This window comes from Aeromonas sp. 25-248, from assembly GCF_053005425.1.
Window position 1 is genome coordinate 182,628 of sequence record NZ_JBRKTB010000002.1, and the last position, 14,802, is coordinate 197,429.

The 14,802-nt window shown below is 63.3% G+C and carries 15 protein-coding genes and 1 pseudogene; 3 read left to right on the top strand and 13 right to left on the bottom strand.

Going from position 1 to position 14,802, the window contains the following annotated elements; translation table 11 throughout:
- Positions 1-100: 100 nt before the first annotated feature.
- Together ACVDHI_RS04225 and ACVDHI_RS04230 are read right to left on the bottom strand one after the other, a co-directional pair.
- On the bottom strand, positions 101-859 hold the full coding sequence (locus ACVDHI_RS04225; protein WP_447211730.1) for a substrate-binding periplasmic protein: 759 nt from the start codon (positions 857-859) through the stop codon (positions 101-103).
- A gap of 142 nt (positions 860-1,001) precedes the next feature.
- A complete protein-coding gene (locus ACVDHI_RS04230) occupies positions 1,002-1,931 on the bottom strand; it encodes a ZIP family metal transporter (protein ID WP_039038671.1) in 930 nt (309 codons plus the stop codon).
- A 295-nt stretch (positions 1,932-2,226) separates the two neighbouring features.
- Here ACVDHI_RS04230 and ACVDHI_RS04235 point away from each other — a divergent pair, with 295 nt between their 5' ends.
- On the top strand, positions 2,227-3,858 hold the full coding sequence (locus ACVDHI_RS04235) for a methyl-accepting chemotaxis protein (RefSeq protein WP_324062481.1): 1,632 nt from the start codon (positions 2,227-2,229) through the stop codon (positions 3,856-3,858).
- 69 nt (positions 3,859-3,927) lie between these two features.
- On the opposite strand, the gene gloA is transcribed toward ACVDHI_RS04235, so the two are convergent.
- The 8 genes from gloA to rsxA all read right to left on the bottom strand — a co-directional run bounded on the left by gloA (position 3,928) and on the right by rsxA (position 11,211).
- Entirely contained in the window at positions 3,928-4,335 is a 408-nt protein-coding gene (gene gloA / locus ACVDHI_RS04240; RefSeq protein ID WP_010674310.1) for a lactoylglutathione lyase, read from the bottom strand.
- A 77-nt stretch (positions 4,336-4,412) separates the two neighbouring features.
- On the bottom strand, positions 4,413-5,054 hold the full coding sequence (nth, locus tag ACVDHI_RS04245) for an endonuclease III (RefSeq protein WP_005302279.1): 642 nt from the start codon (positions 5,052-5,054) through the stop codon (positions 4,413-4,415).
- A gap of 14 nt (positions 5,055-5,068) precedes the next feature.
- Positions 5,069-5,827 carry an electron transport complex subunit E gene (locus ACVDHI_RS04250; RefSeq protein ID WP_103259886.1) on the bottom strand — a complete coding sequence of 253 codons (759 nt, stop codon included), beginning with the start codon at positions 5,825-5,827 and terminating at the stop codon, positions 5,069-5,071.
- Positions 5,828-5,843: 16 nt separating this feature from the next.
- On the bottom strand, positions 5,844-6,476 hold the full coding sequence (rsxG, locus tag ACVDHI_RS04255; protein ID WP_041212825.1) for an electron transport complex subunit RsxG: 633 nt from the start codon (positions 6,474-6,476) through the stop codon (positions 5,844-5,846).
- 43 nt (positions 6,477-6,519) lie between these two features.
- The gene (gene rsxD / locus ACVDHI_RS04260; protein WP_447211731.1) at positions 6,520-7,572 is read right to left on the bottom strand and encodes an electron transport complex subunit RsxD; all 1,053 of its coding nucleotides are present in this window, start codon (positions 7,570-7,572) and stop codon (positions 6,520-6,522) included.
- A 3-nt stretch (positions 7,573-7,575) separates the two neighbouring features.
- Positions 7,576-10,044, bottom strand: a complete 2,469-nt coding sequence (gene rsxC, locus ACVDHI_RS04265; RefSeq protein WP_447211732.1) for an electron transport complex subunit RsxC — start codon at positions 10,042-10,044, stop codon at positions 7,576-7,578.
- 14 nt (positions 10,045-10,058) lie between these two features.
- A complete protein-coding gene (gene rsxB, locus ACVDHI_RS04270) occupies positions 10,059-10,625 on the bottom strand; it encodes an electron transport complex subunit RsxB (protein WP_042017194.1) in 567 nt (188 codons plus the stop codon).
- Positions 10,626-10,629: 4 nt separating this feature from the next.
- Complete coding sequence (gene rsxA / locus ACVDHI_RS04275) at positions 10,630-11,211, bottom strand: electron transport complex subunit RsxA (RefSeq protein WP_039038677.1); 582 nt, start codon at positions 11,209-11,211, stop codon at positions 10,630-10,632.
- A 111-nt stretch (positions 11,212-11,322) separates the two neighbouring features.
- On the opposite strand from rsxA, the gene ACVDHI_RS04280 reads away from it, so the two are divergent.
- Positions 11,323-12,219 carry a DMT family transporter gene (locus ACVDHI_RS04280; RefSeq protein ID WP_447211733.1) on the top strand — a complete coding sequence of 299 codons (897 nt, stop codon included), beginning with the start codon at positions 11,323-11,325 and terminating at the stop codon, positions 12,217-12,219.
- Between the two features lie 61 nt (positions 12,220-12,280).
- Positions 12,281-12,478 (top strand): hypothetical protein, encoded by a 198-nt coding sequence (locus ACVDHI_RS04285; RefSeq protein ID WP_039038678.1) that lies wholly within the window; start codon positions 12,281-12,283, stop codon positions 12,476-12,478.
- Positions 12,479-12,550: 72 nt separating this feature from the next.
- On the opposite strand, the gene ACVDHI_RS04290 is transcribed toward ACVDHI_RS04285, so the two are convergent.
- The 3 genes and pseudogenes from ACVDHI_RS04290 to ACVDHI_RS04300 form a co-directional block, all read right to left on the bottom strand.
- Entirely contained in the window at positions 12,551-13,084 is a 534-nt protein-coding gene (locus ACVDHI_RS04290; RefSeq protein WP_257978395.1) for a methyl-accepting chemotaxis protein, read from the bottom strand.
- A 6-nt stretch (positions 13,085-13,090) separates the two neighbouring features.
- A pseudogene (locus tag ACVDHI_RS04295) lies at positions 13,091-13,849 on the bottom strand (PAS domain-containing protein); the annotation flags it as partial.
- Between the two features lie 468 nt (positions 13,850-14,317).
- Entirely contained in the window at positions 14,318-14,743 is a 426-nt protein-coding gene (locus ACVDHI_RS04300) for a DUF4124 domain-containing protein (RefSeq protein ID WP_039038680.1), read from the bottom strand.
- Positions 14,744-14,802 lie beyond the last annotated feature (59 nt).

Sequence of the window (14,802 nt, forward strand, 5' to 3'; positions counted from 1 at the left end):
CATCTACCTCGTCTCGATGGCCGCTGGGCCGAAAAAGTTGGCGTGGATGATAGCAAAACTTGGCGGTGGCGCCGAGCATTGCGATGGCGCGGATGGGGGGTCAGGGGTAGCGTCTGGCCAGGGCGGCCAGTTCACCACTGTCTGCGAGCCGTTGCAGGGTATTGGCGAACAGGGTCAGGCGCTCGGGGGCACTGTGGCGATGGAACAGAATGTAGAAGGGGGTCTCTTCCATCACGGTGGGGAGGATGCGGATCTTGTCGGCCAGCCCCTGTTCGCGCAAGTCGGACTCAAACCCCGGGGAGCGGTAGTAGACGAAACGGCCGCGCTTCATCAACAACTTCTCGTAGTTGGCCTGGTTGCTGATCCCGCCGCTGTCGATGATGAGGCCGCCGATGTCCTGGAGCCTGGCGATAGCACCGCTGCCATGGTTGATGAGGATGATGCCCGCCTGGCCGAGGGCCCTGACATCCTGCCAGCTGCGTATCTCGACGTGATCGTCACGGCGCACCGCCAGGTGGTAGCGCACCGTGAAGATGGCGGGGGTCAGGACGATGAAGTGATCCCGCCTGGCCGGGTTCTCCCCCACGCCGCAGATGAAGTCCAGCTGGCCGTGCTGCACCTTCTTTTCCAGCCGTCGCAGCGGCAGGAAGCGCTGCTCTCCCTCAATGCGAAGGGCAGGCTCCCTCGCTTCCATGAGCCGGAAGAGATCGACGCAGATCCCGCCGACATGCCCGTCGGGGAGCGTCACGTACTTGGGGGACGACGCCTGCTGCGCGGCCGTATGAAAGACCTCGGTGGCGCCAATGGTCCTGGCGGTGAGGACAAGCAGACACAGCAGCAGGATTATCCTGAGGGTCATCCGGGCAGGCTTCCGATGGGATTCAGGCGCCGTACATCAACCAGTCAAAGGGCGCCGGGTGCTCAACATTAGGCGATTTCCCCCTCTTATTTCAAGGGGTTCGCGCTGTCGTCACCGGGCGCACGGGGCTTGAGGGGGGTGATCAGCCGAGTGCGGTGTCGAGGGTCATCATCAGGGCGAAGCCCGCCATGAGCCCCAGGGTGGCGTGGGTCTGGTGGCCGTTGCGATGGGTTTCCGGGATCACCTCGTGGGAGACAACAAACAGCATGGCACCGGCCGCGAGCCCGAGGCCGATGGGGTAGGCGATGGCCATGCCGCTGGCGAGTCCGACCCCGAGCAGGGCTCCGAGCGGTTCCAGCAGGCCGCTGCCGATGGCGACCAGCACGGCCACCGGCGGGCGAAAACCGGCTGCGCACATGGCCAGCGCCACCGCCAGCCCTTCGGGAATGTCCTGCAGGGCAATGGCGGTCGTGAGGGGCAGTCCCACCGTCATGTCTCCCTGGGAGAAGCTGACCCCGATGGCCATGCCTTCGGGCAGGTTGTGCAGGGCGATGGCGAAGACGAACAGCCAGACCCGTGAGCAGCTCTCATGGCCGGGACCACAGGGGCCGGTCTTGTCGTGTTCGTGAGGGGTGAATTGATCCAGTCCCAGCATCAGCAGCACCCCGAGGGTCATGCCGGCCACCACCACGGCGGCGGCGAGGAAGCCGTCACCCGTGATCCCCTCGGCGGCCTCGAGCCCCGGCAGCAGCAGGGAGAAGGCGCTCGCCGCCAGCATCATGCCGGCGGCGAACCCCAGCATGGCATCTTCCACCCGTTGGGGAACGGCGCGCAGGAACAGGGCAGGCAGGGCGCCCAGCGCCGTGGCGGCAAAACCCGCAGCGCCGCCGATGAGGCCATAGCGTACCCCGGGCGTGATCTCTCCTGCTGCCAGCATGACGAGACTCTGCACCAGGAGCAGCAGCACGGCGACCAGGGCGAGCAGCAGCCCCAGGGCGATGAGGGGGCGATCCGCTATCTGCTCGCGCAGTTGGACAGACCAGGAAGGGGAGAGGGTCGATACGTTGTCCATGGGGCCTCTGAAGACAGGAATGGGGAGAGACGAGCGGCCATTACATAACCTGGCCCCTGCTTTGTCCATGACGGCGGACCGATTGTGGCAATCGGCTCAAGTTTTGCGTCGAGCTGGTCGCTCCTGTGCTGGCAGCCTCGTGGCGGGCACAAGGCCCGGCGTGGGGCGAGCGGGAAGCAAGGGATCCCCTCTCTTCGCTCCCATCGTCATTTCCCGTCAGGAGTCTCGGGTCACCGCTTACACGGATGTGATCATTGTGTCACTGCACAACTGCAGTCGAGGATCACCAGCCAACATGTCTTACAAGCATCTCTCCATCGGCAAGAAGATTGCCGCCGTCTTTGCGGTCATTGCCGTCATCAACGCCGTCTTCGGCCTGTTTCTCGCCACCGAACTGCGGGACATTCGGGATCGGGTATTGAACTTCACCGACTCCACCCTGCCAAGCGTGCTCTCGGTGGACAACCTGCTCTACGACGTCTCCTATGTACGCCGTGCCCAGTTTGCCCTGCTGATGGTGGAAGATGCCGTCGACAGGCAGGTTCGCCGCGCCCGCATCCAGGAGAGCCTGGGCAAGGTGCAGCAGGTCATGGATGCCTACGAGGCGACCGTGGGGGCCGAGCATGAACGCCAGGCCTTCAACCGCGTCAAGCAGCAGTGGCTGCAATATCTGGGCGCCGTCAACCAGGTGGATGCCCTGTTGTTCCAGGGCAGCAGGGATGAGGCCAGGGAGGCGCTGTTTCGCTCGAACGGGCTTTACACCGAGCTGGAGCTGGCGGTGCGTGCCCTGGTGAAGGTGAATCTTGGCTTTGTGGAAGAGAACCGTGGCAGTCTGCTTGGCAGCGTCACCATGGTGATGACCTTTGCCGTGGTGAGCATCGCGACCCTGCTGATCTTCATGGGGGTCATGACCTGGTTCCTCACCCGCCAGATCTGCCTGCCCCTGCAAGCCGTGGTGGCCCAGGCCAATGCCATCGCCCTGGGGGATCTGACCCATCGGCTGGATCGCCAGCACATCGGGCAGGACGAACTGGGGATGCTGGCCAGCGCCTCCCTCAAGATGCAGGACAACCTGCGTGGGCTCATCGAGGAGGTGGCCGCCGCCGTGACCCAGCTGGGGGCCGCCATCGAGGAGGTGAGCGCGGTCTCCGAGCAATCATCCCAGGGGATCCAGAGCCAGCAGCAGGAGATAGCCCAGGTCGCCACCGCCATGGCCCAGATGAAGGCGACGGTAGCGGATGTGGCGGGCAACACCGAGGTGGCCTCGGAGTCGGCAAGCTCCGCCAATGCCCTGGCTCGTCGCGGCAGTCAGGATGTGCAGGGGGCCCTGGATGCCATCACCCGGGTGGCCGGTGAGATGGAGCAGGCGGGCAACCTGGTGAGTGAACTGGAGAAAGAGTCCGCCCAGATCAACCTGGTGGTGGATGTCATTCGCGGCATTGCCGACCAGACCAACCTGCTGGCACTCAATGCCGCCATCGAGGCGGCCCGTGCCGGTGAGCAGGGGCGCGGCTTTGCGGTGGTGGCCGACGAGGTGCGCACCCTGGCGGGGCGTACCCAGGCCTCCACCGGCGAAATCGTCGCCATCATCGAGACCCTGCAGGCTCGTGCCAACCGGGCGAAGTCGGTGACCGGCCAGAGTTGCGAGATGATCCGCCAGTGCGTGAGCCAGAGTGAACGCACCAGTGCGGGCATTCGTCAGATTGAAGAGGCGGTGGCCCAGATAGCCGACATGGCGATCCAGATTGCCAGTGCCTGTGGCGAGCAGGATGCGGTCTCCAATGAGCTGGGCCGCAACGTGGCGCGCATCAACGACTCCTCCAACGAGGTCGCGACCGGCGCGGATCATACCGCCAAAGCCTGTCTGGAGCTGAGCCAGCTGGCGGCGGGTCTGCGCCAGAGCATGGGGCGCTTCCGCCTGGCCTGACGGTGGCTGCAGGCAATGAAAACGGGGCCCTGGGCCCCGTTGTTTTTCTCACCGCCAGGCGGCGTGGGCTCAGGCGCCCAGGCCGGTACCGGCGTCTTTCTTGGCAATCAGCTCAATCTTGTAACCGTCCGGGTCTTCCACGAAGGCGATGACGGTGGTGCCGCCCTTCACCGGGCCCGGTTCGCGGGTGATCTTGGCGCCGGCGGCGCGCAGCGCCTCGCAGGTGGCATAGATGTCGTCCGCTTCCAGGGCGATGTGACCATAGGCGGAACCGAGCTCGTACTCGCTCACCCCCCAGTTGTAGGTGAGCTCGATGACGGCTTCATCCTTCTCGTCGCCGTAGCCGACGAAGGCCAGGGTGTACTTGTATTCGCTGTTCTCGCTCTTGCGCAGCAGTGTCATGCCCAGCACTCGGGTGTAGAAGTCGATGGAACGTTGCAGATCGCCGACGCGCAACATGGTATGCAGAATTCTCATTGCTCAATTCTCCGGGTTGGTGGATTGGTACTGCCTTGAATCCATGGCCCGAGACCGGATCCGCAGAGGCCTGCAGATCAACTCTCGGGATAGACCTTCTCTTTGTATTCGCACAAATCTTCGATGATGCAGGAGCCGCAGCGGGGCTTGCGGGCGAGACAGGTGTAGCGCCCGTGCAGGATGAGCCAGTGGTGCACGTCCAGCTTGAACTCGGCGGGGACCACCTTGAGCAGCTTCTCCTCCACCTGATCGACGTTCTTGCCCACGGCAAAGCCGGTGCGGTTGGAGACCCGGAAGATATGGGTGTCGACGGCGATGGTGGGCCAGCCGAAGGCGGTGTTGAGCACCACGTTGGCCGTCTTGCGGCCGACGCCGGGCAGGGCCTCGAGGGCCTCGCGATTCTCCGGCACCTCGCCGCCGTGGCGCTCCAGCAGAATGGCGCAGGTCTTGATGACGTTCTCGGCCTTGGTGTTGAAGAGGCCAATGGTCTTGATGTACTCCTTGACCCCGTCCACCCCCAGATCCAGCATGGCCTGGGGGGTGTTGGCCACCGGATAGAGCTTGTCGGTGGCCTTGTTGACGCTGACATCGGTGGCCTGGGCCGAAAGCAGCACGGCGATGAGCAGCTCGAAGGGCGTGGTGAAGTTGAGCTCTGTGGTGGGATGGGGGTTGTCATCGCGCAACCGCTCCAGGATCAGCCTGCGTTTCTGGTTGTTCATGGCTCTCTCTTGTCTCAGAGCTGGGTAGTGCGGGCGCCCGCCGCCGGCACGGTGCAGTGGGCCTTCTCGGCACTCTGCTTGCGGCCCATCCAGTCGTTGATGGCGTTTTTGCCGGCGATCATCAAACCGAGGCCGATGAAGCCGCCGGGGGGCAGGATCGCCAGCAGCAGGCTGGCGTCGGCGTGGAACAGCTCGACGCGCAATGACTTGGCCCAGTCACCCAGCAGCAGCTCGGCACCGTCAAACAGGGTGCCCATGCCAATGATCTCGCGCAGCCCACCCAGCACCAGCAGCACCAGAGTAAAGCCCAGCCCCATCATGAAGCCATCGAGGGCCGCCAGCAGCGGCGGGTTCTTGGAGGCATACGCCTCGGCCCGGCCGATGATGACGCAGTTGGTGACGATGAGGGCGATGAAGATGCCGAGCGCCTGATAGAGGCCGTAGGTGTAGGCGTTCATCAGCAACTGCACGCTGGTCACCAGGGCCGCGATGATCATCACGTAGACCGGGATGCGGATATCCTTGGGCACCCAGTTGCGCACCAGCGAGATGGCGAGGTTGGAGCTGACCAGCACCGCCATGGTGGCAAGGCCGAGCCCCAGCGCGTTGGTGAAGGTGGAGGAGACCGCCAGGGTGGGGCACAGACCCAGCACCTGCACCAGGGAGGGGTTGTTCTTCCACAGTCCCTGTAGCATCAGCTCCTTGAGCTCTTCGCGGCGGCCACTTTCCCCGGCGGGTTGGCTGGCCGTGTCAATCACGTCGACTTGTTCCATTGCGTGTGCTCCGGCGTTAGGGGTTGGTATGGCAGGAGGGGGCATCGTGCAGCAGTTCGGGGTGCTCCTGTTGCAGCCTCAGCAAATTTTTCACCGCCTTGACCACGGCCCGCGGGGTGATGGTGGCTCCGGTGAAGGCGTCGAATTCGCCGCCATCCTTCTTCACCGCCCAGGTGGCGTCGTTGTCGGCCGTGAGGGACTTGCCGGTGAAGCTGTCGATCCAGCTGGATTTCTTCAGCTCTATCTTGTCACCAAGCCCCGGGGTTTCCTTGTGGGCCAGCACCCTGACCGCGCTGACGGCCCCCTTTGCATCGGTGCCGACCACCATGCGAATGGCTCCACTGTAACCATCGGGGGCCACGGTTTCCAGCGCGTAGCCGGTATGCACCCCCTTGAGGGTGGCGGTATAGAGGGGCATGGGCTCATCGCTGCCCAGGTATTCCCGGCTGCTGACCAGCTTGCAACTGGCCACCAGATCATTGTCATAACTCCCCTCGGGCAGCAGGGCCTGCAGGGTGCGCAGCTTCTCCAGCTCTTGCTGGTGGGCGATGCGATCCCGGGTCAGTTCGTTGGTCAGCACCACCATGGCGGTGCAGCCGAGGGCAAAGAGGGCCAGGGTCAGGCCATTCTTGCGCATGCTTTTCAACATGGGAGGCTCCCTGTCTCGCGTCTGCGGCAATTCAGATGTGGGTTCATTTGCGACGGGCTCCATAGACCTTGGGGCGGGTCAGACTGTCAATCAGGGGAACGCACAGGTTGGCCAGCAACACGGCGAAGGCGAAGGCATCCGGATAGCCGCCAAAACGGCGGATGACATAGACCAGCACGCCGATGAGCACACCGTAGACGAGGCGCCCCTTTGCGGTGGTGCTGGCACTCACCGGATCGGTGGCGATGAAGAAGGCCCCGAGCATGGTGGCACCGCTGAACAGGTGCAGCATGGGGGTGGCAGTGGCATCCGGGGTGGCCAGATAGCCCAGGGTAGCAGCGAGCAGCAATGCGCCCAGCACGGCAGTCGGAATGCGCCAGTTGATCACTTTCTGCTGGAGCAGGAAGAGGCCTCCCAGCAGGTAGCCGAGGTTGACCCAGCTCCAGCCGATACCACCCCAGCCCTCGAAGACCTTGTGGGTCATCACTTCGGTGGCGGTCAGCCCCTGGGTCAGCCCGGTCTTTAAGGTATCCAGCGGCGTGGCCATGGTCAGGCCATCCACCCCCTGCTTGAGCTGCAGCATGCTGTAGCCGTCGAGACTGAAGCCGGTGAAGATCACCGAGGCCGCATCGGCGAAGCCGATGTCGTAGGCGGCGATGCTTGAAGGGGACAGCCAGCTGGTCATCTGGACCGGGAAGGAGACCAGCAGCAGCACATAGGCCACCATGGCAGGATTGAACAGGTTCTGACCGAGCCCGCCATAGAGGTGCTTGGCGATGATGATGGCGAACGCCGTGCCCAGCACCAGCATCCACCAGGGCAGCAGGGGGGGCAGGGAGAGACCGATGAGCACGGCGGTGAGCGCCGCGCTGCCATCCAGCAGGGCCGGTTTGACGGGGCGGCCGCGCAGGCGAAGGACCAGGGCCTCCGAACCCAGGGCCGTGACCAGCGCCAGCAGGATCTGGATCAGGGTCCCCCAGCCGAAGAACCAGGTCTGCGCCAGGAAGCCGGGCAGGCAGGCCAGGATCACCAGCACCATCAGGGTCTGGGTCTGTTTGCGGTTGTGGGCAAAGGGCGCACTCGCGATATTGAACATGGGTCAGTGGCTCTTGTCGGTCGAAGGGGAGGAGGCAGCCTCGGCCGCCAGCTTCTTGGCTTTGGCCCGGGCGATGGCGGCGGCGATGGCCGCCTTCTTGGGGTCCACCTCGGCGGCGGGCTCGGATGCGGCGGCCAGGGCCTCAACGGCGTTATCGGTTGTGTTCACGGATGTCTTATCCGCGACCACAGGCCCATCACCTTGCGCCTGGGCGGCTTTTTTGGCCTTGGCCCGTGCGATGGCGGCGGCAATGGCCGCCTTCTTGGGGTCCACCTCGGCGGCGGGCCCGGATGCGGCGGCAGGGGCCTCGGCGGTGGCGGTATCGCTTGTGTTCACGGATGTCTCACCCGCGACCACAGGCCCGTCACCTTGCGCCTGGGCGGCTTTCTTGGCCTTGGCCCGGGCGATGGCGGCGGCAATGGCCGCCTTCTTGGGATCCACCTCGGCGGCGGGCTCGGATGCGGCGGCAGGGGCCTCAACGGCGTTATCGGTTGTGTTCACGGATGTCTTATCCGCGACCACCGGCCCATCACCTTGCGCCTGGGCGGCTTTCTTGGCCTTGGCCCGGGCGATGGCGGCGGCAATGGCCGCCTTCTTGGGGTCCACCTCGGCGGCGGGCCCGGATGCGGCGGCCGGGGCCTCAACGGCGTTATCGGTTGTGTTCACAGATGTTTTATCCGCGACCACCGGCCCATCACCTTGCGCCTGGGCGGCTTTCTTGGCCTTGGCCCGTGCCAGGGCGGCGGCGATGGCGGCCTTCTTGGGATCCAGCTCTGCCTTGGAATGTTGCTCCCCTGGTGCCGGGGTGTCAGCAAGCCCATTGCCCTCGCCATTAGCGGCCTTGGCGGCACGACGGGCGATGGCCTCCTGCTTGCGCGCCTCACGGGCGGCAATCATGGCCTCGTTGTCCGGTGCGGGTTCACTCACGGCCACCTGGGCCGTCTCCTGTTTGGCCTTGATGCGGGCCAGGGCGGCGGCGACCGGATCTTCGCCCCCGGCCGTCGTCATGGCCTGGCGACGCTGGGCAGCGGCTTCGGCGTGGCGGGCTTCGCGGGCCGCCTTCTCACGCTCGAAGCGAGCCTGCTTGGCCTCGAAGCGCTGCTTGGCTCGTTCGGCCTTCTCGGCCTCGGCACGGGCCTCGCGGATGTCATCCTTGGCGATCTTGTAGTACTGCACCAGGGGGATTTCGCTCGGGCAGACCCAGGCACAGGCGCCGCACTCGATACAGTCAAAGAGGTTGAGCTTCTCGGCCTTGTCGTACTCCTTGACCCGGCTGTACCAGTAAAGCTCCTGGGGCAGCAGGGTGGCGGGGCAGGCATCGGCGCAGGCACTGCAACGAATGCAGGCCTGTTCCGGGCCGGGGGGCGGCAGCTCGGCGCGGGTGGGGGAGAGCAGGCAGTTGGTGGCCTTGACCACGGGGACCATGGCGTGGGGCAGGGTGAAGCCCATCATGGGGCCCCCCATGATGACCCGCTGATCCGCCTCCGGTTGCAGCTCGAAACGCTGGAGCAGCCAGCGTACCGGCGTGCCCAGACGCACCCAGGCATTGCCGGTTTTCTTGAAGGCGTCGCCGGTGAGGGTGACGATGCGCTCGATGAGCGGCTCCCCATCGATGATGGCGCGCTTGATGGCAAAGACGGTGGCGACGTTGAGCACCATGATGCCCATGTCAACCGCCCGGCCTCCCTTGGGCACCTGGCGTCCGGTGAGCAGCTCTATGGTCTGTTTGGCGCCGCCGGAGGGGTACTTGGTCGGTACCGACTTGACCAGCACGTCGGCGTCGCTGGCATGGCGGGTCAGGGCCTCGATGGCCGCCGGTTTGTTGTCTTCCACCCCGATCAGGGTGAGCTTGGGCTTGAGCAGGTGCTTGAGTACCCGGATGCCGTCCATGATCTCGTCGGCGTACTCCTGCATCAACCTGTCATCCGTGGTGATGTAGGGTTCGCACTCCAGCCCGTTGACGATGAGGATCTCGGTGAGCTGGCCACGGCCGTCGAGCTTGCTGTGGGTCGGGAAGACGGCGCCGCCGAGCCCGGCGATGCCGGCCTGCTGGATGCGCTCGAGCAACTCCCCCCGCTCCAGGTTCCAGTAGTCAGGCTGGGGTGTGCGCTCGCCCCAGGCATCGTCTCCGTCCGGGGTGAGGAGGATGCAGAGATCGTCAAGACCGGAGGGGTGGGCCACCGTGTGCTGCTCGATGGCGGTGATGGTGCCCGAGGTGGAAGCGTGCACCGGCACGATGCGCCCCTTGTCAAAACGGGTGAGGGGTTGCCCCTTCTTGACCTTGTCCCCCACCCGCACCAGCAGTTCGCCGGCCGGACCCGCGTGCTGGCGCACCGGAATGATGAGCTGGGGGGGAAGGCCCGCGTCAACGACGGGGGTCAGGCTGGACTGGTGCTTGTTCTCGGGGGGATGGATGCCGCCGTGAAAATCCCACAGAGTGCCGGCTTTGATGCGTTCGAGCAGATGCTGCATGGTTACTCCGCTGTTTATTCCACTATCTTGACCGGAATGGCGACCTTGGCCAGATCCCATTTCCAGTTGTCGACCGTGGTCGGCACCGGGATCATTTCGATACAGTCGGTCGGGCAGGGGTCGACGCAGAGGTCGCACCCGGTGCACTCGGCCGCGATGACGGTGTGCATCGCCTTGGTGGCACCCAGGATGGCGTCGACCGGACAGGCCTGGATGCACTTGGTGCAACCGATGCACATGTCTTCGTGAATGAAGGCCACCTTCTTGACGGGGATTGCCGCGTCTTCACCGCCGTCCAGAGACTGGGGCTCGACCCCCATCAGGTCGGCAATCTTGCGCATGGTGGCGTCGCCACCGGGCACGCACTTGTTGATCTTGTCGCCATTGGCCAGGGCTTCGGCGTAGGGTTTGCAGCCCGGGTAACCGCACTGGCCGCACTGGGTCTGGGGCAACAGGGCATCAAGCTGATCGACGATGGGATCGGCCTGCACATGAAACTTGACGGCGGCAAAGCCGAGAATGATGCCGAAGGCCAGGGCAAGCAGGGCCAGCACCAGAATGGCAAAGAGTATGTGAATCATAGCGTTATATCTTGATGAGGCCGGTAAAGCCCATGAAGGCCAGCGACATCAGGCCAGCGGTGACCATGGCGATGGAGACGCCACGAAACGGTGCCGGCACGTCGGCGGCCACCAGCCGCTCACGCATGGCGGCAAACAGGATCAGCACCAGAGAGAAGCCGACGGCGGCCCCGAAGCCGTAGATGATGCTCTGGATGAAGTTGTGGCGCTCGTTGATGCTGAGCAGCGCCACGCCGAGCACGGCACAGTTGGTGGTGATGAGCGGCAGGAAGATGCCGAGCAGGCGATAGAGGGTCGGGCTGCTCTTGCGGATCACCATCTCGGTGAACTGGACCACCACGGCGATCACCAGAATGAAGCCCAGGGTGCGCAGGTAGGCGATCTCCAGCGGGATCAGGATGTAGTGCTCCATCAGATAGGAGCAGGCGCTGGCCAGCGTCATGACGAAGGTGGTGGCCAGACCCATGCCGATGGCGGTTTCCAGCTTGCCGGAGACACCCATAAAGGGGCAAAGGCCGAGGAACTTCACCAGCACGAAGTTGTTGATCAGCACGGTGCCGACCAGTAAAAGCAGGTACTCAGTCATTGAAGATGGGTTATCCGGTATGAAGGCGGCCGTATTATCTGATGTTAGGTGCCTTTAGACAACCGCAAGGCCGTATGGTTATTATTCGAATGCCCAATTCATGGAGGCATTGTGCGCCCTTTACCCGTCCTGACGCTGACCCTGGCCATGCTACTCTGGTCCAGCTCCTTCATCGCCCTCAAACATGTGCTGGAAATCTGGTCCTTCGGTCAGGTGCTCTTCATGCGGATGGGGGTGGCGTCCTGTTGCTGGCTGCTCTGCTACCGCCAGCTTGGTCGCGTCACTTACCAGAAGGGGGATTGGCGCTGGTTGGCCCTGATGGGGGCGCTTGAGCCCTGCCTCTACTTCCTTCTGGAAGTCAACGCCCTGCGTTACACCAGTGCCGGCCAGGCTGGCATGGTCTGTGCCCTGCTTCCCCTGATGGTGGCCCTGGTGGCCTTCGTACTGCTTGGAGAGCGGGTGAGTCGCCGCCAACTGCTGGGCTTTGCCATCGCCATCGTTGGCATCGCCCTGCTGGGGTTGGGGGAGGGCGCCGACGAGTTCGCTCCCAACGCCCTGCTCGGCAACAGCATGGAGATGGGCGCCATGCTCTGCGCCGCCACCTATTCTGTGGTATTCAAGAAGCTCTCCAGCCGCTACGGCGTGATGACACTGACGGCGTTGCAGGCCTTTGTCGGCACGCTCTTCTTTGCGCCCTTTGCCTTCAGTGCGCCCTGGCCCGCGAGCTGGGCCTGGCAGGACATGGGGGTCATCCTCTTCCTCGGTGCCTTCGTGACCCTGGGTGCCTACCTGCTCTACAACTGGTCGGTGACCCAGGTGAAGGTGACCCTGGCGGCGGCCTATGTGAACCTCATCCCGGTCTTTACCCTGCTGCTCGCCTATCTGCTGCTGGGAGAGACGCTCACGGCCCTGCAATGGGTGGCCTGCGCCGCCGTACTGGTCGGCATCGGGGTTGGCCAACTGCCGTCCGGCAGGAAGCGTGCGCAGGCAGTCGCCACCGGGGGATGAGTCGCCGCCATTGGGCTACAGTCTGGGCAGGGAAACACGCTGTCGAAGAAGGAGCCGACCGATGAGCGACATGCACTTGCTGGCCGCTGCCAAAAGCCTGTTGAGCCATCCCCCCTTTACCCTGGCCGATGCCAGAGCCCTGGAGGCGCTGGAAGAGGAGGCTGTGGGGGAGGAGGGGCTCTGCATCGCCGCGCTATGGGACATCGCCCTCGCGCTGGCGGACGAGGAAGCCAGACACTATCTCCTGGGGGATGGCTGAGCGGGTTTCGGGTGGGCGGACAGCAATGACAACGGGGGGCCTGGGCCCCCCGTTGTCATTGGCAGCTGTCGCTCAGATGGAGAGGCTCTTGACGGTGTCCGACACCGAGTTGGCGTCCTCGATGATCTCCTTGATGACGTCGGCGATGATGGTGGCCTGCTCCTGACCTGCCACCGCCTTGTCGGAGACGACGGAGACGGTCTGGGTGATCTGGGAGGTGATCTCCGAGTTGTGCTTGATGACGGTGACGATCTCGCTGGTGGAGCTGGAAGTGCGCGCCGCCAGTTGCCTCACCTCGTCGGCCACGACCGCGAATCCCCTCCCCTGTTCTCCGGCGCGGGCCGCCTCAATGGCCGCGTTGAGGGCCAGCAGGTTGGTCTGATCCGCGATGCCGCTGATGGTGGAGATGATGGATTCGATGCTCCTGGATTGCTGGTTGAGCTGCTCTATCTGCTTGCTGACCGCATTGACCGAGGTGTTGATGTGGGAGGAGGTGTCGAGCACCCTGTCGATGACCTCCCGCCCCCTGGCGGCGCTCGCGACGGTTTCGCTGGCGATGGCACACGCCTTCTGGGCCGCTTCCCGGGTGGAGATGGATTTCTCCACCCGCTCGGTGATGTCGCTCGCCAGCTTGATGATTTTGACCACCTTGCCCTCGTGGTTGAAGATGGGGTTGTAGGTGGCCTCCAGCCAGATCTTCTCCCCCCGGTGACCCAGACGCATGAAAAGCCCTGATTTGATGTCACCCGAGCCAAGATCCTGCCAGAAATGGGGGTTGTTCTGGTAGAAATCGCTGTCACAGAAGAGGCGATGATGCTTGCCGACCACCTCTTCCAGCCGGTAGCCAAAGCAGTTGAGGAAATTCTGGTTGGCGGTGATGACGGTGCCATCGGGTTGGAAATCAATGACCGCCAGGGACTTGTCCAGGGCTGCCAGCAGGGCCTGGGTGCGCTCCAGAGTGGATTGCTGCTGGGTCACGTCGGAGGCGACCTTGGCGATCCGCACCACCTTGCCGTCGATCACGATGGGGAAATAGGTCGCCTCCAGCCACACGGCCTTGCCGGATTTCGACTGGCGAATAAAGCGGCCGCTGCGGGAGACGCCGTGGCGCAGATCCTGCCACAAGGTCTCGTAATCCCGGGTATTGACGTCGTCGGGGAAGCAGAGGGTGCTGTGATGCTTGCCAATCACCTCGTCACGCTCAAATCCCACGATCTTGAGAAACAGCTCGTTGGCGAAGGTGACCACTCCCGCCGGGGTGAACTGGACGAAGGGGACCTGCAACTGGATAGCCTGTTCAAATGCCCCCAGCTCCACCACCCTTGCCGCTTGCTCACTCGCTTCCTTGCTTGCTTTTTGATTCCAGAACATGACAGTGCTCCTCCATGAGACCCTTGAATGGGATAACGACCAAATCTGAGTAAATTAACAATAGCATTGCGTCCTGATGAGTCGTCATCGAACTCAAATTAACTTTTTATTTTTCAATGTTGATAAATGGCTTTTTAATTGTGGGGTCTCGTACAAGGGTTATTTATCTCCTGGGCCGCCCTGGCCCCAGGGAATATTGGCATGAAGGCGCCTCTTTTGGCACTGACTATTCTATATATCGCCTTCATATGAACCCAGTGGCGCGCCATGTGGCCTACATGGGGATTCAATGAGTCTTATATGGGCACAGTGAAATAGGTGGAGGCGGGGATCTGGAAATAGCCGCTATCTGACTCTCTGGTGTGAGAAATAAACGGCCAAGGGTGTGAGTTTTTGGATATGCGGCATGTGTGAACCCGTGACGACATTGCCGCTTCGGTATATTTCCTGTCCCGAAACAGGGAGTGTTTATTTTGCCTGCAAGGTAGAGAGTTTCTGGTTCAGGGACTCAATCTCTTTCTGATATCGGGTAGTGACCGACTGCATCTCTGCCGAGACATTGCGGGATCTTGCCTTGTTCTCCGTGATCTGGGTCATCTCGTTGTTCATCTTCTGCTTTTTGGCCTCGATCTCGGTGCGCAGCGCCTCGGCCTGGCGTTGTTTCTGGCCGTTCGCCAGGCTCTGCTCTATCTCCCGGGTCTGGTTGGCCGCCTGCTCCACCGCCTCGGGGGAGGGGGTATAGACATTGAGTGCCATGGGTTTGGCGTCGCTGCTGCAGGGGATGTCGCTGAAGGTGATCTGCCCATCGCGGGCGCATTGATAGACAGCCGCCTGGACAACGGGGACGGTGGCAAGCCCCAGGCAGGCGAGAGAGATGACCAGCATGCGTGACATAGACTCCTCCTTGAATCCTCTTCCTTGCACACTAGTACATGGCGCAAGGTCAGACAACG